This is a genomic window from Novosphingobium cyanobacteriorum (assembly GCF_029436685.1).
Taxonomy (GTDB): Bacteria; Pseudomonadota; Alphaproteobacteria; order Sphingomonadales; family Sphingomonadaceae; genus Novosphingobium; species Novosphingobium cyanobacteriorum.
Window position 1 is genome coordinate 99,753 of sequence record NZ_JAROCY010000008.1, and the last position, 19,835, is coordinate 119,587.

22 protein-coding genes and 1 tRNA gene are annotated in these 19,835 nt (G+C 65.1%); 15 read left to right on the forward strand and 8 right to left on the reverse strand.

The window, feature by feature from the left end; all coding sequences use genetic code 11:
- Window positions 1-7 precede the first annotated feature (7 nt).
- Window positions 8-2,719 carry a calcium-binding protein gene (locus tag POM99_RS10170; RefSeq protein ID WP_277277386.1) on the reverse strand — a complete coding sequence of 904 codons (2,712 nt, stop codon included), beginning with the start codon at window positions 2,717-2,719 and terminating at the stop codon, window positions 8-10.
- 150 nt (window positions 2,720-2,869) lie between these two features.
- Window positions 2,870-2,943: transfer RNA gene (locus tag POM99_RS10175), tRNA-Gln, on the reverse strand.
- Window positions 2,944-3,104: 161 nt separating this feature from the next.
- Here POM99_RS10175 and POM99_RS10180 point away from each other — a divergent pair.
- The 6 genes from POM99_RS10180 to POM99_RS10205 all read left to right on the forward strand — a co-directional run bounded on the left by POM99_RS10180 (window position 3,105) and on the right by POM99_RS10205 (window position 7,686).
- Window positions 3,105-4,412: a Ppx/GppA phosphatase family protein gene (locus tag POM99_RS10180; RefSeq protein WP_277277388.1), complete on the forward strand. Its 1,308-nt coding sequence runs from the start codon at window positions 3,105-3,107 to the stop codon at window positions 4,410-4,412.
- The gene (locus tag POM99_RS10185) at window positions 4,409-5,074 is read left to right on the forward strand and encodes an RlmE family RNA methyltransferase (protein ID WP_277277390.1); all 666 of its coding nucleotides are present in this window, start codon (window positions 4,409-4,411) and stop codon (window positions 5,072-5,074) included. The genes POM99_RS10180 and POM99_RS10185 overlap by 4 nt, the downstream gene beginning before the upstream one ends.
- Before the next feature lie 97 nt (window positions 5,075-5,171).
- Window positions 5,172-5,408, forward strand: a complete 237-nt coding sequence (locus POM99_RS10190; RefSeq protein ID WP_277277392.1) for a DUF2312 domain-containing protein — start codon at window positions 5,172-5,174, stop codon at window positions 5,406-5,408.
- Between the two features lie 64 nt (window positions 5,409-5,472).
- Complete coding sequence (locus POM99_RS10195; RefSeq protein WP_277277394.1) at window positions 5,473-6,207, forward strand: hypothetical protein; 735 nt, start codon at window positions 5,473-5,475, stop codon at window positions 6,205-6,207.
- An 80-nt stretch (window positions 6,208-6,287) separates the two neighbouring features.
- Window positions 6,288-7,151 (forward strand): SDR family oxidoreductase, encoded by an 864-nt coding sequence (locus POM99_RS10200; RefSeq protein WP_277277396.1) that lies wholly within the window; start codon window positions 6,288-6,290, stop codon window positions 7,149-7,151.
- A 40-nt stretch (window positions 7,152-7,191) separates the two neighbouring features.
- Complete coding sequence (locus tag POM99_RS10205; RefSeq protein ID WP_277277398.1) at window positions 7,192-7,686, forward strand: arsinothricin resistance N-acetyltransferase ArsN1 family B; 495 nt, start codon at window positions 7,192-7,194, stop codon at window positions 7,684-7,686.
- On the opposite strand, the gene POM99_RS10210 is transcribed toward POM99_RS10205, so the two are convergent.
- Complete coding sequence (locus tag POM99_RS10210) at window positions 7,683-8,384, reverse strand: CPBP family glutamic-type intramembrane protease (RefSeq protein WP_277277400.1); 702 nt, start codon at window positions 8,382-8,384, stop codon at window positions 7,683-7,685. The genes POM99_RS10205 and POM99_RS10210 overlap by 4 nt on opposite strands.
- A gap of 106 nt (window positions 8,385-8,490) precedes the next feature.
- On the opposite strand from POM99_RS10210, the gene POM99_RS10215 reads away from it, so the two are divergent.
- From POM99_RS10215 to ruvB, 6 genes are all read left to right on the forward strand, one after another.
- Entirely contained in the window at window positions 8,491-9,255 is a 765-nt protein-coding gene (locus POM99_RS10215; protein WP_277277402.1) for a YebC/PmpR family DNA-binding transcriptional regulator, read from the forward strand.
- A 31-nt stretch (window positions 9,256-9,286) separates the two neighbouring features.
- Window positions 9,287-9,637, forward strand: a complete 351-nt coding sequence (locus tag POM99_RS10220) for a DUF3147 family protein (RefSeq protein WP_277277404.1) — start codon at window positions 9,287-9,289, stop codon at window positions 9,635-9,637.
- A gap of 1 nt (window position 9,638) precedes the next feature.
- On the forward strand, window positions 9,639-10,115 hold the full coding sequence (gene ruvC / locus POM99_RS10225) for a crossover junction endodeoxyribonuclease RuvC (protein ID WP_277277406.1): 477 nt from the start codon (window positions 9,639-9,641) through the stop codon (window positions 10,113-10,115).
- Window positions 10,116-10,152: 37 nt separating this feature from the next.
- Entirely contained in the window at window positions 10,153-10,650 is a 498-nt protein-coding gene (locus tag POM99_RS10230; RefSeq protein WP_277277559.1) for a nucleoside deaminase, read from the forward strand.
- 67 nt (window positions 10,651-10,717) lie between these two features.
- Window positions 10,718-11,338, forward strand: coding sequence for a Holliday junction branch migration protein RuvA (gene ruvA / locus POM99_RS10235; RefSeq protein ID WP_277277408.1), 621 nt, complete (start codon window positions 10,718-10,720; stop codon window positions 11,336-11,338).
- Window positions 11,339-11,479: 141 nt separating this feature from the next.
- Window positions 11,480-12,508 (forward strand): Holliday junction branch migration DNA helicase RuvB, encoded by a 1,029-nt coding sequence (gene ruvB, locus POM99_RS10240; RefSeq protein WP_277277410.1) that lies wholly within the window; start codon window positions 11,480-11,482, stop codon window positions 12,506-12,508.
- Window positions 12,509-12,999: 491 nt separating this feature from the next.
- On the opposite strand, the gene POM99_RS10245 is transcribed toward ruvB, so the two are convergent.
- Window positions 13,000-13,635 (reverse strand): hypothetical protein, encoded by a 636-nt coding sequence (locus POM99_RS10245; RefSeq protein WP_277277412.1) that lies wholly within the window; start codon window positions 13,633-13,635, stop codon window positions 13,000-13,002.
- Between POM99_RS10245 and POM99_RS10250 the strand changes: the two genes are divergently transcribed.
- Complete coding sequence (locus POM99_RS10250) at window positions 13,634-13,711, forward strand: hypothetical protein (protein WP_277277561.1); 78 nt, start codon at window positions 13,634-13,636, stop codon at window positions 13,709-13,711. The genes POM99_RS10245 and POM99_RS10250 overlap by 2 nt on opposite strands.
- A 57-nt stretch (window positions 13,712-13,768) precedes the next feature.
- Here the strand turns inward: POM99_RS10250 and POM99_RS10255 are convergent, their stop codons facing one another.
- The 3 genes from POM99_RS10255 to POM99_RS10265 form a co-directional block, all read right to left on the reverse strand.
- A complete protein-coding gene (locus POM99_RS10255) occupies window positions 13,769-14,224 on the reverse strand; it encodes a response regulator (protein WP_277277414.1) in 456 nt (151 codons plus the stop codon).
- Window positions 14,225-14,332: 108 nt separating this feature from the next.
- Window positions 14,333-15,484: an N-acetyltransferase gene (locus POM99_RS10260; protein ID WP_277277416.1), complete on the reverse strand. Its 1,152-nt coding sequence runs from the start codon at window positions 15,482-15,484 to the stop codon at window positions 14,333-14,335.
- 37 nt (window positions 15,485-15,521) lie between these two features.
- Window positions 15,522-16,262: a sterol desaturase family protein gene (locus tag POM99_RS10265; protein ID WP_279644593.1), complete on the reverse strand. Its 741-nt coding sequence runs from the start codon at window positions 16,260-16,262 to the stop codon at window positions 15,522-15,524.
- 341 nt (window positions 16,263-16,603) lie between these two features.
- Here POM99_RS10265 and fcl point away from each other — a divergent pair, with 341 nt between their 5' ends.
- On the forward strand, window positions 16,604-17,563 hold the full coding sequence (gene fcl / locus POM99_RS10270) for a GDP-L-fucose synthase (RefSeq protein ID WP_277277420.1): 960 nt from the start codon (window positions 16,604-16,606) through the stop codon (window positions 17,561-17,563).
- A 4-nt stretch (window positions 17,564-17,567) separates the two neighbouring features.
- The gene (locus POM99_RS10275; protein ID WP_277277422.1) at window positions 17,568-18,806 is read left to right on the forward strand and encodes a WcaI family glycosyltransferase; all 1,239 of its coding nucleotides are present in this window, start codon (window positions 17,568-17,570) and stop codon (window positions 18,804-18,806) included.
- Here POM99_RS10275 and holA read toward each other — a convergent pair.
- Entirely contained in the window at window positions 18,803-19,831 is a 1,029-nt protein-coding gene (holA, locus tag POM99_RS10280; RefSeq protein WP_277277424.1) for a DNA polymerase III subunit delta, read from the reverse strand. The two genes, POM99_RS10275 and holA, sit on opposite strands and share 4 nt — an antisense overlap.
- Window positions 19,832-19,835 lie beyond the last annotated feature (4 nt).

Sequence of the window (19,835 nt, forward strand, 5' to 3'; positions counted from 1 at the left end):
TGCGCCGCTAGACCACCCAGATGTCCGAGGCGCTGATGTTCGGAAACGCCATGTCGCCAAGCTGCGCTATGGCGATGCTGGTCGCGCGGCCACCCGCCCCATCGGCATCATAGTACAGCGTGCCCGTGGCGGTGTCGTAGATCAGGCGGTCAGACGCATCGTGTGCCTGGGTCACGCCGTTGCCGCTCCAGAACTGGTCCGCCGTGATCGGCCCGAACGCTGCGCCAAGGCCGCGGAACTGGGCGAGCGACAGTTCGATCCTGTCCCCTTCAGCGGCGTGGAAATCCGTGATCAGATCAGCGCCTACCGATGGATCGATCTTGGCATCGAAGCGGAAGGCGTCGGCGCCGAACCCGCCGGTCAGGGTGTCGCTGCCAAGGCCGCCCGATAGCGCGTCGGCACCCGCGCCGCCTTCCAGATGATCGTTGCCGCGATTGCCGATCAGGGTGTCGTCCCCATCGTTTCCGCGCAGCATGTCATCACCCTTGCCGCCGTCGATCAGGTTGGCGCCGGTGTTGCCCTCGATGGTGTCATTGCCGGTGTTGCCGGTCCCGCCGATGTCCGCGCCGCCCTGAAGCACGAGCACCTCGATGTTGGTGCCCAGCTTGAACGTGGCAGTGGCGTAGACGGTGTCCTGTCCGCCGCTCTTGCTTTCCGTCACCTTGTCGCCGCTGGAATCGACGTGGTAGATGTCGTCGCCCGCACCACCGCCCATCAAGTCGGTGCCTGCGCCGCCGTCGATAGTGTCGGCAAAGGCGCTGCCGCCGATGCGGTTGCTGCCGGCATTGCCGATGATGACCATGGCATTGGCCGCCCGGGCTGCCGAAACGCGGATCTCGTCGGTGCCGGTCGTATCGGCGACTGCGCCGGTCCCGGTACCGATCACGATACGGTCTATGCCGACTTCGCTTCCGCCCACAGTGAAGGCACCCTTGCCCGTGGCGGTCACGCGGACTTCGTCCGTGCCCGACGTGCCTGAATCCTTGATCTCGTTGCCGAGATGGTCACGGAAGGACGAGAACAGGTAGATGTCTCCTCCCTGGCCGCCGTCCATCGTGTCGAAGCCCTTGCCACCTTCGATCATGTTCGCGGCTTCGTTGCCGAGAATGCGGTTGGCAGAGGCATTGCCTGTGGCGTTGATCGCGCCATTCCCGGTGAGGGTCAGGTTCTCGACATTGTCCGAAAGTGAGAACGAGACCGAGGCGTAGACGGTGTCGGCACCGCCGTTGAGGACTTCGGTCGCGGTGTCGCCCAGGGCATCGACGATATAGGTGTCATCGCCATTGCCGCCGCTCATCGCATCGGCCCCGCCCTTGCCATCGATGACATTGGCGGCATCGTTGCCCTGAATCACATTGGCAGCGGAATTGCCCGTGGCATCGATCACCGCCGTGCCGGTCAGCACCAGGTTCTCGACGCTGGCGGCCAGCGTCCACGAAAAGGTGCTGCGTACCGTATCCATACCGGCGCCGGCATCTTCCACGACGATGTCTGCGGCGTTGCCGACAATGTAGGTGTCATCGCCTGCGCCACCGGCAAGGCGGTTGATCCCGGCATTGCCGGTCAGCACGTTGGCCAGCGCATTGCCCGTGCCATCGATGCTGGCCGTTCCCGACAGCGTAAGGTTCTCGATATCGGCCGCGATCGTGGTGGAGAAAGCTGCCACGACCGTGTCGGTCCCATCGCCCGCGTTCTCGATAACCGCATCCGACGCATCGTCGAGGATATAGGTGTCGTCGCCCGCGCCACCCGCAAGCACATCACCACCCCCGCCGCCGCCATCGAGCGTGTCGTTTCCGTCAAGCCCGACGAGGTGGTTGGCGGCGGTGTTGCCAGTGATCAGGTTGTCCTGCGCGTTGCCGGTGCCGTCGATGGTGTCGGCACCGGTCAGCACCAGGTTTTCCAGCGTATCGCCGAGTTCATAGGTGAACGACGCGCGGACGGTGTCGGTCCCGTCGCCGGCGAATTCGACGATCGTGTCGAGCGGATTGTCCAGCACGTAGCTGTCGTTGCCGGCGGCACCGGCCAGCGTGTCGACCCCCACGCCGCCATCCAGAGTATCGTTGCCGTCCATGCCGGACAGCAGGTTGTCACCCGCGTTGCCGGTGATGCGGTTGGAATCGCCATTGCCGATGCCGTCTGGGTCGCCACTTCCCGTCAGCACCAGATTCTCGACATTGGCGCCGAGGGTCCAGGTGATCGAGGAACGCACCGTGTCCTGTCCCGCACCGGTTAGTTCGGTGACGGTATCGCCCAGCGAATCGACCACATAGGTGTCGTTGCCCTGCCCGCCTACGAGGGTATCGGTCCCCGCGCCGCCGTCCAGCCAGTCGGAACCGCCGTCGCCGGTCAACACGTTGGCGGCGGCATTGCCGGTGATGATGTTGTCGAGCGCATTGCCCGTGCCGCTGATCGTGCCGGAACCGGTCAGCACCAGGTTCTCGACATTGGCGCCGAGCACCCACGATACCGATGATTGCACGGTGTCCAGCCCTTCGCCGGACAGTTCCGTCACGCTGTCGTTCTTGCTGTCGACGACATAAGTGTCGTCTCCCGTCCCGCCGGCCATGACGTCGGCGCCGGTGCCGCCATCGAGCAGGTCGTCACCGGCCAGCCCGATCAGGGTATCATTACCGCCGAATCCGTAGATCGCATCGTCATCCGCCGTACCGGTCAACACATGCGGATTGTCGTCGTCGATGATCGTGTTCACAGGCATTGGCGGGGTCCCTTCCGCTTGCCCGCAAGGGGCCAGCAGGGTCGCACTGCCAGCGGTGCGTGACGATTCCGCGATAAACGTTTCAGCCGCGCCCACCGGGCACGGGAAGGCCCGATGAAACGGGCGCAAGATGCTGATTATGAAGGTGTCTGGATGCCCCGCGAGGATTCGAACCTCGATAGACGGAATCAGAATCCGTAGTCTTACCATTAGACGACGGGGCAGCGAGAGGCGCGCAGTTAGACGCGCATAAGCGGTGAGTCAAGCGGGCTTGGCGCAGATTTGCGGGGCCATGCCTTGCGGGTCGGGCGCGGCATCGCTACCATTGCGGGCAAGTACCCGGCGGGCATCTCGCCCATGCGGGAAAACATAAGCGAATTGGACGATGGCGGACTTTGATCCGCCGGCGAAAAAGGGGGCCACGCGGTCCGGCAGGAAAAAGGGGCGCAAGCCCCGTCCGCGAAGCAATGCCGGAGCGCCCAAGCGGCCCCGCAACGCCGGTGACAGGCAGGATGCGTCGCGCGCCCCGAAGGGCGACGGGCGTGTTGAAGCGGGCGTGCTGGCCAGCGCACCTGCGCAGGAAGCCGCCACAGCCCAAGTCGTTTCGCCCGGTCCGATCGCGCAGGCGGCACCAATCGCATCCGGCTGGCAGAAGCCTGTTCCCTTCCATCGCCAGGCCTATGCCGCGATCGACCTTGGCACAAACAACTGCCGTCTGCTGATCGCGCGGCCTTCGGGCGAGCACTTCGTGGTGATCGATGCGTTCAGCCGCGTGGTGCGGCTGGGTGAGGGGCTGGCGCAATCGGGCCGCCTTTCGGACGCGGCGATGGACCGCGCGCTGGCGGCGCTGCATGTCTGCGCCGAAAAGCTGAAGAAGCGCAATGTGCACCTGGCCCGTTCGGTGGCGACCGAGGCCTGCCGTCGCGCGGCCAATGGTGCGGAGTTCATCGAGCGCGTCTATCGCGAAACGGGTATCCGGCTGAACATCATTACTGCGCAGGAAGAGGCGCGGCTGGCGGTGCTGGGCTGCCACATCCTGCTGGAAACGGGCGATGGCCCGGCGATGATCTTCGACATCGGCGGCGGATCGACGGAGATGGTGCTGGTGGATACCGGCGAGCAGGTGCCGCGCATTGTGGACTGGCAATCGGTGCCGTGGGGCGTCGTTTCGCTGACGGAAAGCGTGGGCCCGGTGGCGGATTCGCCCGAGGCGCGCGCCACCGCCTATGCCGAGATGCGGCGGCGGGTGGATGAAGGCTTTGCCCCTTTTTCGGAACGCATTGCCGAGGCAAGGGCGGCGGCGGTGGCGCGCGGCGAAATCCGCCTTCTGGGCACCAGCGGCACGGTGACCACACTGGCCAGCCTGCATCTGGAACTGCCGCAGTATGACCGGCGCGCGGTGGATGGGCTGATTGTGCCCACCGCTTCAATGCGCGGCATCAGCCAGCGCCTGTCCCGCATGTCTCCGGAAGAGCGCATTGCGCTGCCGTGCATCGGGCGCGAACGGTCCGACCTGGTGGTGGCCGGGTGCGCCATCCTCGAATCGATCTTCGACATCTGGCCCGCCGACCGGCTGGGCATCGCCGACCGCGGCATCCGCGAAGGCATCCTGCGCAGCCTGATGGCTGCTGGCAGCGAGGCCGAACGCAGCCGCGAGGCGCTGCGCAACCTGAAGAGGACACCTGCGGCATGAGCCGTTCCGGACGCGACCCCGGCACCCGCGTGAAAACGGGCAAGGGGCGGACCCAATCCTCCGTGCGCTGGCTCTCGCGCCAGTTGAACGATCCTTACGTGAAGCAGGCCAAGGCCGAGGGCTGGCGCAGCCGCGCCGCGTTCAAGCTGATCGAGCTGGACGAGAAGTTCGGGCTGCTGAAAGGCGCGAAGCGCGTGGTGGACCTTGGCATCGCGCCGGGTGGCTGGAGCCAGGTGGTGCGCAAGAAGGCGCCGCAGGCTGCGGTTGTCGGCATAGACCTGCTGCCCACCGACCCGATCGAGGGCGTGACCATTTTCCAGATGGACTTCATGGCGGACGAGGCACCTGCGGCGCTGGAAGGCGCACTTGATGGTGCGCCAGACCTCGTCATTTCCGACATGGCGGCCAACACCGTGGGCCACAAGCAGACCGACCACCTGCGCACGATGGGGCTGGTGGAAACGGCGGTGGACTTTGCCGTGAACACGCTGGCCCCGGGCGGGGCCTTCGTGGCCAAGGTCTTTGCCGGGGGCACCGATGGTGAACTGCTGCAGATCCTGAAGAAGAATTTCCGCACGGTGAAGCATGCCAAGCCGCCCGCCAGCCGCAAGGACTCCTCCGAGTGGTACGTGATCGCGCAAGGGTTCAAGGGGCGGGAGTAACCTCCCCCATTTTCCACAGGCCCGTTTTTGCACGAATCGGGCCTGCGCGACTAAAGGCCCGCCTTCCAGATTTTCCTTGGACCGGAGCTCCTGACCCATGGCCGATTCCGCCGACGACCGCCTGCGCCTCCTTATCGAGCGTATCGAACGCCTTGAAGAAGAAAAGAAGGGCATCGGTGACGACATCAAGGACGTCTATGGCGAGGCCAAGGCCACCGGCTATGACGCCAAGATCATGCGCCAGATCGTCCGCCTGCGGAAGATGAAGCCCGACGACCGCCGCGAGATGGAAGCCGTGCTCGAAACGTACAAGAACGCGCTCGGCATCGATTGAAACGGTGTTGCTGGAATTGGTAGATCAAGGCTACGTCCTCCCCGCAAGGTAAGGGGACGGGCCAGTGTTCTTGCGCCAGATTCTGCATGTTATCCGGCAGATTATAGCCGGATGGAATTCGACGGGTGCGTGGTACGCAGCCGCGTTGCTTGTGCTCGGTGGAGTAGCTGGACGAAAGTTGGGCCTTATCTTCATGCCCGATGGTCCTCCCCATCGTTTTGACCTGCTCCAGCCGATAGTCGCTGCGCAGATTTGCACTGGCGTATTTGGTTTTGCCGCTCTCTTCACAATGGCGCGGTGGTCCGAGCCGATGCGACAATTGTCGCATCCACGGCTAGCGGCCGCAGGCTTGGTTTGGACGACATCTCGGGCAGTTCCGATTGTTCTTGGCATCGGATTGGTCGTTTTCGCCCCCCAGTTCATGCCCACGACCCCATATGTCGCGCGAACGTTCGATGTGGCCATCGCGGCACCCTTGCTTCCGCTTGTCGTGATGGCCGCTGCAAATCTGCGCGGAGACAACTTTTCAGGCTCGTTTGGGAGTTTTGGTCTGCCCGCACCCGGTAACGTTTGGTGGTCAGCTGCGGTGATTGCTCTTTGTTTCGGTCAGGTTCTTGGGGTGACGCTGGCAACCGGCATCAGTGAGAAACTGGGCTTGGCGCTATTCGATAATGCCCCAGCACTGTTCCTTCATTCCGCTGCAGGCGAGATAATGTCGTTCGTAACCCTCAGTATCGCAGTTGCTGCTTGCCGCGAGAAAGAAGCCGCCGGGCCTGCGAAGGCGCTCGTCTTCGACTGACCGCGTTTTCCGGGCAGGTGCGGAACGGTCGCCCTGCCCGCAGGTTCGCTCCCTTGTCATTCCAGCAAGGGAGCCGCGCCATGGCCAGCAATGCAGCAGACGTACGCCCGCCGATCCATGAAGACGGCCTGCCGGGCAGCGAAGCCGATCTCGAACCCAAGCCCGATTGGCATCCGCGCTATCCCGGGTCGGGCCGCCTGCACGGCAAGGTGGCGATCGTCACTGGCGCGGACAGCGGCATCGGCCGCGCGGTGGCCGTGCTGTTTGCGCGCGAGGGCGCGAAGGTCGCCGTCGCCTATCTGTGCGAGCACGAGGACGCGCAGAAGACCGTAGAGGCCTGCGAGGCCGAGGGCAGCGAGGCGCTGGCTTTTGCCGGCGACCTTGGTGATCCGGCCGTGGGGCAGGCGCTGGTCGATCTGGTGATCGGCGAATGGGGGCGGCTTGATGTGCTGGTGAACAATGCGGGCGAGCAGCACCCCGACAAGGACATCCGCGCTATCACCCCGCAGCAGTTGCAGCGAACTTTCCAGACCAACATCTTCTCGATGTTCTACCTGGTGCAGGCCGCGCGAGAGCATCTGAAGCCCGGCGCAGCGATCGTGAACTGCACCTCGATCACGATGTACGGGGGTGAGGCGGAGCTGCTCGATTATTCCAGCACCAAGGGCGCGATCACCGCGTTCACCCGCTCGCTTTCGGAGCAGCTGGTGGGCCAGGGCATCCGCGTGAATGGCGTGGCGCCGGGGCCGATCTGGACCCCGCTGAACCCCAGCGGTGGCGCCAGCAAGGAGAAGCTGGAGACCTTCGGCCAGAAAACGCCGATGGGACGGCCCGGCCAGCCCAACGAGGTGGCACCGGCCTTCCTGTTCCTGGCCTGCGAGGATTCGTCCTATATGTCGGGGCAAGTGCTGCATCCCAATGGCGGCACCGTGGTCAACGGATAAGGAACTGGACCCGGACGCGCAGCCGCACCATCCTGCGGTCATGGACAGTCTCGCCATCCGTCCGGCCACCGTTGAGGATGCGGCCGCCTGCGCCGCGATCTACCGCCCGCATGTCACCGATGGCTGGGTCAGCTTCGAACTGGATCCGCCCGACGAGGCGGAGATGGCGCGACGGATCGCCGATTGCGGCAACAGTCACGCATGGCTGATTGCACAATGCGATGGGCAGGTCGTCGGCTATGCCTATGGCAGTGCGCATCGCACCCGCGCCGCCTATGCCAGTTCGTGCGACGTGGCGATCTATGTGGCTGCCGGGCAGACGGGAATGGGCATAGGGCGCGCGCTTTATGGCGCTCTGCTGCCGATGTTGAAAACCAAGGGCTTCCACGCCGCCTTTGCCGGCATCGCGCTGCCCAACCCGGCAAGCATCGCGGTGCACGAAGCGGCGGGCTTCAAGCCTGTTGGCGTCTATCGCGAGGTCGGGTGGAAGATGGGTGCGTGGCGTGATGTCGGCTGGTGGCAGCGGGTGCTTTAGGACAGGGCAAGTGCCAGCCCGATCGCCACGGCATTGGCGCATCCGTGCATCAGCATCGACGTGGGAAGGCCGAAGCGCAGCCGCACATGGCCGAGCAGCAGCCCGCTCCACAGCTGTGGCGTGATCATCGGCAGCATCGCCCATGAAAACGCCGGGTAGTTTATCAGGTGGCTAAGCCCGAAGGCGATCGCGGAAAGCCAGAACAGCGCGGGGAATGCGGTGGTGAACCAGCCGGGCACGCCGTTCCGCTTGCGCAGGATGATCCAGCCGATCAGCGCGGCAACGATCGTGGCCACGAACCCCAGTGAAGCCGCCGTTTCGGCCACGTGTGCCTGCACCAGCGCCAGCATCGCGGCTCCTGCCAGGCCGCATGCCAGCAGCCACAGCGCGCGCGGCCGTCCGGTCATCCAGCCGCGAAACGCGATCTCTTCCAGAACCGGGGCAATCACGATCACCATCGGCAGCAGTCTGGCCGTTTCCATCCTGCCGAAAGCATCAGGGGCGGGCAGGCCAAATGCTCCCTGCCACACCTTGAGCAACGGGGCGATCACCAGCAGCATCACGGCCAGATGCAAGGCGAGCAGGGTGCCCCATTCCTTCCATGCGCCACTGGCGGAAAGCCCAACCGGGCGGGCAGGGCGCGGGTTGGCAAGGAAGGTGGCAAAGGTGCGCAGGGAAGGAACCATGGCCGATGCCATGCCCTGCCACGCGTTAATGCCCGGTGTGCGGCGAGAGATTGCCGGAAAGCGCTTGCTGGGCTAGGGCCGCCTCGATTCCACCATCACAGCCGCAAGAAGCGAAACCATGGCAGGCCATTCCAAATTCAAGAACATCATGCATCGCAAGGGAGCGCAGGACAAGAAGCGCTCGGCGATGTTCTCCAAGCTCAGCCGCGAAATCACCGTGGCGGCCAAGATGGGCATGCCCGATCCGGACATGAACCCGCGCCTGCGCGCTGCGGTCAACGCGGCCAAGGCGCAGTCCATGCCCAAGGACAACATCGCCCGCGCCATCGACAAGGCGAGCAAGGGCGAAGGCGATAACTACGAGGAAGTGCGCTACGAAGGCTATGGCCCGGGCGGCGTGGCGATCATCGTCGAGGCGCTGACAGACAACCGCAACCGCACCGCCACCAACGTGCGCACCGCCTTCGCCAAGAACGGCGGCAACCTGGGCGCGAGCGGCGCGGTGAGCCATGGTTTCGAACGGCTGGGCCTGATCGAATATCCCGCCAAGGTGGGTGACGAGGAAAAGGTCCTTGAAGCCGCGATCGAGGCTGGCGCCGACGATGTCGAATCCGACATGGGCGATGGTGACGAGAACCCCGGCAGCCACCAGATCTGGGTCGCCGTGGAGAACCTCCACGAAGTGGCGCGCGAACTGGAAAAGACCCTGGGCGAAGCCGAAGGCGTGAAGCTGGCGTGGAAGCCCAACATGAAGACCGAGGTTTCGGCCGACGATGCCGCCACGCTGCTCAAGCTGATCGACGTGCTCGAGGACGATGACGACGTGCAGACCGTCTGGGGCAACTACGACATCTCCGACGAAGTGATGGAAGCGCTGGGTTGATGGCGGTTGCGGACAGCAGAGCGTCGATCTGATGTGGCAACTGGCCGCCAAGGCGCTGCTTTCGGGCGTGCTGATCGCGGCCATTGCCGAAATCGGCAAGCGCCTGCCCGCAATGGGCGCGCTGGTCGCCTCGCTGCCGCTGGTCTCGGTGTTGGGCATGCTGTTCCTATGGCATGCCCGCCCCGATGCCGAGAACATGGCGATCCATGCCGAGGCGACCTTCTGGTATGTGCTGCCCAGCCTGCCGATGTTCCTGCTGATCCCGGCGCTGCTGCGCCACGGCGTGCCTTTCTGGATTGCACTGGCGGCGGGCTGTGCGCTGACCATCGTGCTCTATCTCGCCATGATGCAGATCGGCCCGCGCTTCGGGCTGAAGCTCTGAAATGATCATCCTTGGTATCGACCCCGGCCTCACCTGCACCGGCTGGGGCGTGGTGGCCAAGGCGGGCAGCCGGCTGAGCCATGTCGCCAACGGCCAGATCCGCACCGACGCCAAGGCCAGCATGGCCGAACGGCTGGTGGAGCTCGACGCTGCGCTCTCCACGGTGATCGACCTTTACAAGCCCGATACCGGCGCGGTGGAAGAAGTCTTCGTCAACGTGAACCCGCAGTCCACGCTGAAGCTGGGTCAGGCGCGGGGCGTCGCCATGCTGTCGGTCGCGCGCGCGGGCATTCCCGTGGCGGAATATCCCACCAAGGTGATCAAGAAGGCGCTGGTCGGCACCGGCGGCGCAGAAAAGCAGCAGGTCCAGCACATGCTCAAGATCCTGCTGCCCGGCGTGAAGCTGGCGGGCGAGGATGCCTCAGACGCACTGGCCGTGGCGATCACCCATGCCAATATGCTGGGCAGCCACCGATAGCGCGGAACGGGCGAGCCACCTCCTGCGTATGGCGGGGATGGATGAACTGACCGACGAACAGTGGATGGCCCGCGCGAGAGACCTTGCCGTGGCGCGCAAGGGCGCCGATCCGGCCAACACGCCCATCGCCGCGATCATCGTGCGTGACGGGCAGATGCTGGCACATGGCGTGAACCGAACCGCCGAACGCTGCGACGCCACCGCCCATGCCGAAGTCATGGCAATCCGTGCGGCAGGCGAAGCAATCGGCGCAATGCGCTTTCCCGGCACCACGCTCTATTCCACGCTGCAGCCCTGCGGCATGTGCACCATGGCCTCGATCTGGGCCGGCATCTCGCGCATCGTCTATGGCGCAGGCCGGGGGGACGTCCACAGCATGTACTTCGAAGACCGCCACCTCTCGACGCTGGACTTCGTGGTTGACGCCTACAAGGACGACCTCACGCTGTCAGGCGGCGTGCTCTCGCATGACTGTGCCAGGCTGTATTACCGCCCATGGGACACCGTGCCGGAAGAGCAGCAGGCCAACGACTGAGTTCGTCGCCGATTTGACACGGGTAGGCTCTGGCCATCGCGAAATGTTCCTGCCATAGGAACAAACCATGATCGCTAAGCTTACCGGCATCCTTGACGAGACTGGCCCGGATTGGGCCATCATCGACGTCAACGGCGTTGGCTACCTCGTGTTCTGCTCGGCCAAGACGCTCACCCACCTCGGCATCACCGGTGACAAGGTGGTGGTCCACACCGAGATGCAGGTAAGCGAGACCGACCAGCGCCTGATCGGCTTCGCCAGCGCGGGCGAACGGGCGTGGTTCCGCCTGCTCACCGCAGTGCAGGGCGTGGGATCGAAAGTCGCGCTGGCGATCCTTTCTGCCTTGTCGGTCGATGAACTGCAGCGCGCCTGCGCCAATGGGGACAGCGCCATGGTCGCCCGCGCCAACGGCGTGGGGCCCAAGCTTGCCACGCGCATAGTCAACGAACTGAAGGACAAGGCGGGCGGGCTGGCGGGCCTGACCGGTGGCCTCGGAATCGCAGGAGAAGCAGGTGCGGTGCCGCTGCCGGCCGGCTCCGTCACGGCAGATGCCGTTTCCGCGCTCCAGAACCTCGGCTTCAAGCCCGCTGTCGCCAGCAATGCCGTGGCGCTGGCGATCAAGGAGCTGGGCGAAGATGCCGGGTTGAACGATCTGGTCCGCGTCGCGCTCAAGAGGGCGACGGGGTGACTCGGCGCAGTTCCTTTATCCTCGGGGGTCTGATCGTCGCTGCGATTGCGACCGCATTGCCGATCTCCAATTTTCTGCGGGTTGACCGATGCTTGGACGCCGGTGGTTCGTGGAATAGCGAACGCCGGAACTGCATGTTCGATGACTGATAACCCGCTCCTTTCCTCCACCCGCCAGGTCGAAGACCCGGATGCTGCGCTGCGGCCGAAGTCGCTGGATGATTTCACCGGGCAGGCTGCGGCCAAGGACAACCTGCGGGTGTTTATCGAAAGCGCCAAGCAGCGGCGCGAGGCGATGGATCATGTGCTGTTCTTCGGGCCGCCGGGGCTGGGCAAGACGACCCTTGCGCAGATCATCGCGCGCGAGCTGGGCGTGAACTTCCGCGCCACTAGCGGCCCGGTGATCGCCAAGGCCGGCGATCTCGCCGCACTGCTCACCAACCTGGAACACGGTGACGTCCTGTTCATCGACGAGATCCACCGCCTCAATCCCGTGGTGGAGGAAGTGCTCTATCCTGCGATGGAGGATCGCGCGCTCGATCTCATCATAGGTGAGGGGCCTTCTGCGCGATCGGTGCGGATAGACCTGCCGCCCTTTACCCTGATCGGCGCGACCACGCGGCAAGGCCTGCTGCAGACGCCGCTGCGCGACCGCTTCGGCATTCCGGTGCGGCTGCAGTTCTATTCCGTGCCCGAACTGGAGCGCGTGGTCACGCGAGGTGCGGGGTTGATGGGCATCGGTATCGACAAAGGCGGCGCGACCGAGATCGCCCGCCGCGCCCGTGGCACGCCGCGCGTGGCCGGTCGCCTGCTGCGCCGGGTGCGCGATTTCGCGCAGGTGGCTGGCGCGGAAACGATCACCCGCGCCATTGCCGACGATGCGTTGACGCGGCTGGAAGTCGATGGCCTGGGGCTGGATCTGCAGGACCGCCGCTATCTCACCATGATCGCCGATATCTACAAGGGCGGTCCGGTGGGCGTGGAAACGCTGGCTGCCGGCCTGTCAGAACCGCGCGACACGATCGAGGAAGTGATCGAGCCGTACCTGATCCAGCTGGGCCTGGTGGCGCGCACCGCGCGCGGGCGCTGCCTGAATGATCGCGGGTGGCAGCACCTGGGACTCACCCCGCCGAGCGGTCAGTTGCCGGGCCTGTTCGATTCCGGTGACTGAACCGTGACCAGTAAGGGATTTGCCGGATTCGGTTCCACTTTGGGACAGAGTTAACGACGTGTACCGGATCGGCGCATTTCCATGGGTTAAAGGCTCATGAATCCCGGTTAATGGCATTGCGATGCGGCGCCTGATCTGCGTTGTTCGATTGGTCAGGAAGGATCGCGAACCGTCTGTTCACCCACAGCGGTTAGGGGTCTTTCCGGGGAACAACGGAAAGCATCGATCATGTCGGTTCGGATGGCATTGGCGAAACTTGCGGCCTGCGCGGCCGGGGGCGCCGTTCTTGGCGGTGGCGCGGTTCACGTGTCGGAAGCGCCGTCGTCGGCGGAAATCCACCATGTGAAGCCGATCAAGATCAAGAAGGCCAAGCAGGTTCACATCGCCCGCCGCGCCGCCCCGCGTGAAGTGCATCGCGCCCGCCGCATCGTGAAGACCACGGTGACGCGGACCTGCGAAGCGCCGCAGCAGATGGCGATGATGCCGGTGCCCTACATGGCGCCCCTGCCGCCCCAGCCGGTCAGCGGTGGCGGCGGCGCGGTGCCGGTGGTGATCGGCGGTGGCCCGATCGGCGGCTTTGGCGGCGGCTTCTTCGGTGGTTTCTTCGGCGGCAGCAGCGGCGGCGGCAGCGTGGTCGTTTCGTCCACCAGCACCGGCTCCAGCTCCACCTCCGGCGGATCGACGTCGACCTCCGGTGGTTCGACCTCCACCTCGGGCGGGTCCACTTCGACCTCGGGCGGCTCCACCTCAACGTCGACGTCGTCGGGCAACATCTCGTCCAGTTCGGGCAATGTCAGCACGTCCTCAGGCAGCGTCAGCACCTCTTCAGGCAACGTCAGCACGTCCTCAGGCAACGTCAGCACCAGCTCGTCGACCTCGTCGGGCAACGTGTCGACTTCATCGGGCAACGTGAGCACGAGCAGCTCCACCTCGACCAGCTCGGGCAACGTCTCCACATCGTCCAGCACCTCGTCGAGCACCAGCTCCTCGACGTCGTCGTCCACCTCGTCCTCGACGTCCTCGTCCACCAGCTCGAGCACGTCCTCGTCGACCAGCTCGTCCTCGAACGGTTCCACGAGCACGACCACCAGCACCTCGAGCGGTACGGAAGTGCCGGAGCCTTCCATGCTGCTGCTGTTCGGCGCCGCTGCGGCCGGTCTCGTGGCGCGTCGTCGCCAAGGTGCAAAGGCGCGCACGGCCTGACAGGCATTTGAGTTCCAGTGAAGGGGCGGCTCCGGCAACGGGCCGCCTTTTCTGGATCTACAACGAAAGCGCGCCGCGCAGGCGGGCGATCAGGCCCGGTTTCTGCCGGTGCAGCCGCACCAGCCTGACCAGTTCTTCGGGATGAAACGGCTTGGCCAGGATGTGGCCCAGCGCCGCCGCCTGCGCAGGAATGCTCTCGGGCAGGCCGGTGGAAAACACGATCAGCGGCGGCACCGGGTTCAGTTGCGTCACCAGCTCCGCCAGCGTCCAGCCATCGTCGCGGTCGGCCAGCCGCACGTCCAGCACCAGCACTTCGGGCTTGAACCGCTCCAGCTCGGCCAGCGCGGCCGAGATGGACGGGCAGATCACAACCTTTTCGGCCCCGCCATCGGTCAACGCATCCGCCATGTCGAGCGCGATGATGGCATCGTCCTCGACGATCAGGGCGCGGCCCAACGATCCGAAGCCGGTCGATCTCCCGCCCGTTGATCCGGCCTTGCTTTTGATACCCACCCTTGCGGCCATGCGCATCCCGCCTTCAAGCATTGGGGGCGTCCCGACTGCGCAACCCATGGCTGAACGCCCACGCCGCAAACCGGGTTCCCGCCGCCGGGGCCCCGCCTACAGCGCCTTGGCGTAGATTTCGTATTCCTTGTTCACGCGGCTGTCGATCGCGTCGGCAATGGCGACCATCCCCTGGTTGTCCTCAAGGATCCAGCCGATCTCGCCCCGCGTTGCGCCATAGCGGCTGATCGAGTTGCGGCGGATGTATTCGATCATCATGAAGGCCAGCTGGCTGGCAAGGCGCGACGCCTGCAGCTTCTTGCGCACGCCCATCAGCGGCACGCGCATGGTGCGTACGCGCGGATTGCGCAGCCACAGCAGCAGCTTGGCCCAGTTGAACGGAAACAGCTTTCCGCCCATCGGCTTCAACGCCTCGTTCAGGTCCGGCAGCGTCATCATGAAGGCCACCGGTTCGCCTTCGTATTCCGCCACCATGATCAGGTCCTCGCGCACGATCGGCTTGAACTTCTTGCCGGCGTACTTGATCTCGGTGTCGGTAAAGGGAACGAAGCCCCAGTTATCGGACCAGGCATCGTTCAGGATGTCGAGGATCAGCGCAGCTTCCTCGTCGAACCTGCTCCTGTCCACGTTGCGGATGCGGATCTTGGCGTTCTTCTCGCCCGATTGGATGATACGCTGGATCAGCGGGGGGAAGTCCTTCGTGATGTCCAGCTCATAGGTCAGCAGGGTCTTGGCGGGCTGATAGCCCAGCGCCTTGATATAGGTGTTGTAGCGTTCGGGCTGGTGCCCCATCATCACGGTAGGCGGATGGTCAAAGCCCTTGGTCAGCTGCCCCGGCTCTTCCCAGATCGACATCGAGATCGGCGCCAGCACGCGGGTCATGCCCTTCTTGCGCAGCCAGTCCTCGGCGCGGCCGATCAGTGCCTGTGCCACGGCTTCGTCCTCGGCCTCCAGCAGGCCCCAGTTGCCGGTGCCGGGGCCCATGCCCTGTTCCGGGTCCATCGCCACGGCAAGGTGATCAATATGTGCCGAGATACGGCCCACGGTCTTGCCTGCGCGCCGCGCCAGGAACAGCTGGACGTCGGCATGCTCGAAAAACGGGTTCTTGCCCGGCGTTACCAGCTCCATCGCCTCCATGCGCAGTGGCGGCACCCAGCTGGGATCGCCCGCATTCATGCGATAGGCGAGATCGACGAATTCCTTGCGCTCGGCCTTGGTCGCCACAGGGGTGACGGTAACATCGTTCATCGCTTCAATTCCCCCCGGTGGCGTGGCGATTCCCGCCTCAGGCCGCCTTGCTGTCGTTCTCGTTCGCTTCCTTGCCCAGCACGCGGCGTCGCGGATGGCCAGATGCGATGCCGCCGGAAAGCTCCTTTACCCACGGATAAGTCACCGCCACTTCCTCGGTATACCCAAGGTTGAACACCGTGGCCGAACGCTGGGGGCGGTCCTTCTTCTCGTAATACGTGCCCAGCAGGCGATCCCACAGATAGTTGGTGATGCCGTAGTTGCCGTCTTCGTCGAAGTAGTGATGCTCGTTGTGGCGCTGCTTCATGAACTGCACCCACTTCCACTTCGGCTTGAACGCCAGGTGCTGGATGCAGTGCATGAATTCGTAATAGCAGGTGGTCAGGATGCCGGTGGCAAAGGCAATGGCCGCGCCGCCTGCACCGCCGATCAGCCAGCCCACGGGAATCGTCGCCACCGCGATGGTGGGCACCGTGGTGTGCAGCGCGCCGAACAGCACGTTCAGATTGTTGGGATCCTGGTGGTGGTCATAGTGAATGCGCTTCCACGTGGGAGACAGCAGCTTCCACTTGTACATCCACTGGCCATGCAGCACGTACTGGTGCAGCAGGTGCCACACCAGCGGATAGACCGCCACGGCAGCGGCAATCGCGCCCAGTGTGCGCAAGGGTGCGGCCGGGTTCAGCACGTAGACCACCACGCTCGCCGCAGCGATCGCCAGGTAGGCAACGATCGTATAGTGCTGGAAATAGGCGACCGTCAGTTCCTTGAGCGTCATCCGGTCAAGGTAATGGGTGCGCTTCCAGAACGGCAGCTTCGATTGGTCGGCGGCGGTATCGTGCGACACGGGACAGGTCCTCGTTCAATGGCGTCAATGCTTTTAGCACCGCGCTTTGCGCGCCTTAAGCGCAACTTTGCGGCGGCAATGCGGCAGACAGCCCTAATCCGGTCTGAACCCGCCGCCTTGCGCAAGGTCAACGGCCCTAGCAGCGATAGGGTGAACCGGGCATGACCTTTTCGGGAATCCGCATGCGGGACAGGACAGGCATATAAGAGGAATTGCCTAGTGCCCCCTGGTGCGGCTATTCCTTTCGCAATCGCAGCAATTCTGGAGCCGGCATGACAGCGCCCATCTTCGATCTTTCTGGCAGGCGCGTGTTCGTGGCCGGCCACCGCGGGATGGTCGGCTCTGCCGTGGTCCGGCGACTGGCGGGCGAAGGCTGCGAGGTGCTGACTGCATCGCGCGCCGAGATGGACCTGCGTGACCAGGCCTCGGTGCGCGCATGGTTCGCCGCGCATCGCCCCGATGTGGTGGTGCTGGCGGCGGCCAAGGTCGGCGGCATCCTCGCCAACGACACCTACCCGGCCGATTTCCTTTACGACAACCTGATGATCGAGGCGAACGTCATCGAGGCCGCGCATGCGCAGCAGGTGGCGAAGCTGCTGTTCCTCGGCTCCTCGTGCATCTATCCCAAGTTCGCGCCCCAGCCGATCACCGAGGACGCGCTGCTCACCGGTCCGCTTGAGCCGACCAACGAGTGGTACGCGATCGCCAAGATCGCCGGAATCAAGCTGTGCCAGGCCTATCGCCGCCAGCACGGTGACGATTTCATCTCGGCCATGCCCACCAACCTCTATGGTCCGGGGGACAATTTCGATCCGCTGGGCAGCCACGTGATGCCTGCACTGATCCGCAAGGCGCACGAGGCGAAGGAAGCCGGCGCGCCCAGCATCGAGATCTGGGGCACGGGCACCCCGCGCCGCGAATTCCTGCACGTGGATGATCTTGCCGATGGCTGCGTCTTCCTGCTGCAGAAATATTCTGGCTTCGAGCATGTGAACCTCGGCTCGGGCACCGATATTCCCATTGGCGAACTGGCCGAACTGGTCTGCGAGATCGTGGGCTTCACCGGCACGATCACCAAGGACGCGACCAAGCCCGACGGCACCCCGCGCAAGCTGATGAGCGGGGACAAGATCGCCGCGATGGGCTGGAAGCCGCGGATCGAGCTGCGCGAAGGCATCGCCCACGCCTATGCCGAATTCCTGGCCGGGCATGTCAAGGAAGGCACGGTCTGATCCGATGAAAATCCTGATCCTCGGCCTGAACTACGCGCCCGAACCGGTCGGCATCGGCCCCTACACCACCGGTCTCGCCGAAGACATGGCCGCACGCGGGCACACCGTCACCGTGGTTGCGGGCAAGCCCTACTATCCGCAATGGCGCCCCTATGACGGGCAGCCCAAGGGGCGCACCATTTCGCGCGAGAATGGCGTGACCATCACGCGTGTGCCGCAATATATCCCGCAGAACCCCACCGGGGCAAAGCGCATCGCCCACCATCTCAGCTTCGCGGCATCGGCCAACGGCGCGGCCATGCCGCTCGCGGCAGCCGGGGGGGCGGACGTAGTGTTCACCATCGCGCCGTCACTGCTGTCGGTGCCGGTGGCCGCCCGCGCAGCGCGCAAGGCGGGCGCACCGCTGTGGGTGCATGTGCAGGATTTCGAGGTCGAGGCCGCCTTTGCCACGGGTCTCGTCAAGGAAAGCGGCGGTGTGGCCGGCACGGCCCGCAGCATCGAGAACCGCATCCTCGGCATGGCCGACATGGTTTCGACCATCAGCCCGCAGATGTGTGCAAAGCTGCTGGAAAAGGGCGTGCCCGAAAGCCGCATCTACCAGCTGCGCAACTGGAGCAACGCCGCCTTCTTCGGCTCGGCGGCGCAGGATGGCGGCGCCTATCGCGCCGAATGGGGCATCGGCGATCGCAAGGTCGCGCTCTATTCGGGCAACATCGCCAACAAGCAGGGCATCGAGATCGTGATCGAGGCCGCCCGCATCCTCAAGGATCGCGAAGACCTCGTGTTCGTCATCTGCGGGGAAGGGCCCAACCGCGCCCGCCTCGCCGCGCTCTCGGCAGACCTGAAGAACGTGCAGCTGCACGATCTGCAGCCGGCCGAACGCATGGGTGACCTGCTCTCGCTCGCCTCGGTTCACCTGCTGCCGCAGATTCCGGGCGCGGCAGACCTCGTGCTGCCGTCCAAGCTCACCAACATGCTGCAGTCCGGCCGTCCGGTCGTCGCTACCGCGGCGCAAGGCACGGGCCTCCATGACGAAGTCGATGGCTGTGGCGTGCTGACCAGGCCCGGCGATGCGGCCGCTTTTGCCGGCGCGATCGCCGCGCTGCTTGACGATGCACCGCGCCGCACGGAACTGGGGCAGGCCGCGCTTGCCCGTGCACAGGAGCGCTGGAGCCGCACCGCCATCCTCGATCGCTTCGAAGATGCGCTGGTCTCGCTGGTCAACGCACCCCGAAAGGGTTAGCGCGCCGCCGCAGCCGCCCGGGCGATCTCCGCCAGGCCTTGCGCCAGCATCAGCTCACCATTGCGGTTGTCGCCCAGCAGCGTGCGGTGCAGTTCGAACAGTCGATCCACCAGCCGTTCCAGCCGCTTGCCGCGCCAGCGCCGCAGCTGCTGCGTAAGGTCCGGCTTGTCACGGAAGAACACGCGGCGGGCCTGCATCTCGCCCTCCATGAAGGCGTTCACATCGCCACGCGGACCCATCCGCCCGGCCAGCTGCGCCAGCTGCGCCGCCCGCCGCTCGAAAGCGAGCAGCAGGCCCACCGGGTTCATTTCCAGCTCGCGCATCCGGGCCAGTTCTCCGGGCAGCCGCGCAGTCTCGCCATTCAGCACGGCGTTCACCAGCGGGGAAAAGCTGTCGTCCTCGCTCACCGCGCCCACCGCATCCAGCGCGGCGGCATCGGCGCTGCGCGGGGCCTGCGGGCTGGCGTCGAGATAGAGGGCAAGCTTCTCCACCTCGCTGCGGGCCATGCGGGTATCCAGCGCCGTGGCCTTGGCGATGCGCTCGGCTAGTTCGCCGGTGATGCGCACGCCGGCGGCATCGCCCATCTCCCGCACCGCGCCGGTCACCGATCGCACATCCGGCGGGTGGAACATGGTGACCAGCGCGTCCGGCCGGTTCTCCAGCAGCTTGGCGATGCGCGATTTGTCGGTGGCGGATGTCGCCACGATCAGCACCGGCCAGCCGTCCACCGGGCTCGCCAGCAGCGTCTCCACCGCCTCGAACGCCTCATCGCCCGCGGTGCGCACGTGGATCACGCGCTTGTCGCCGAACAGCGAGACCGAGCGCGCCTCGTCGGCCAGCCGCACCGGATCGCGGCGCAGGTCCGCGCCGGACAGTTCGACCTTCTCGCCCTCGGGAAAGTGCGATGCCGCCAGCGCCGCCGCGTCGGCAGCGCCCGCTTCGTCCGGCCCGCAGAAATAGAACACCCGCGCCTGCCGCACCGCGGTGGCGATGGTGCCCTTGAACGTCTTCTGCGTGGCCTTCACGCGA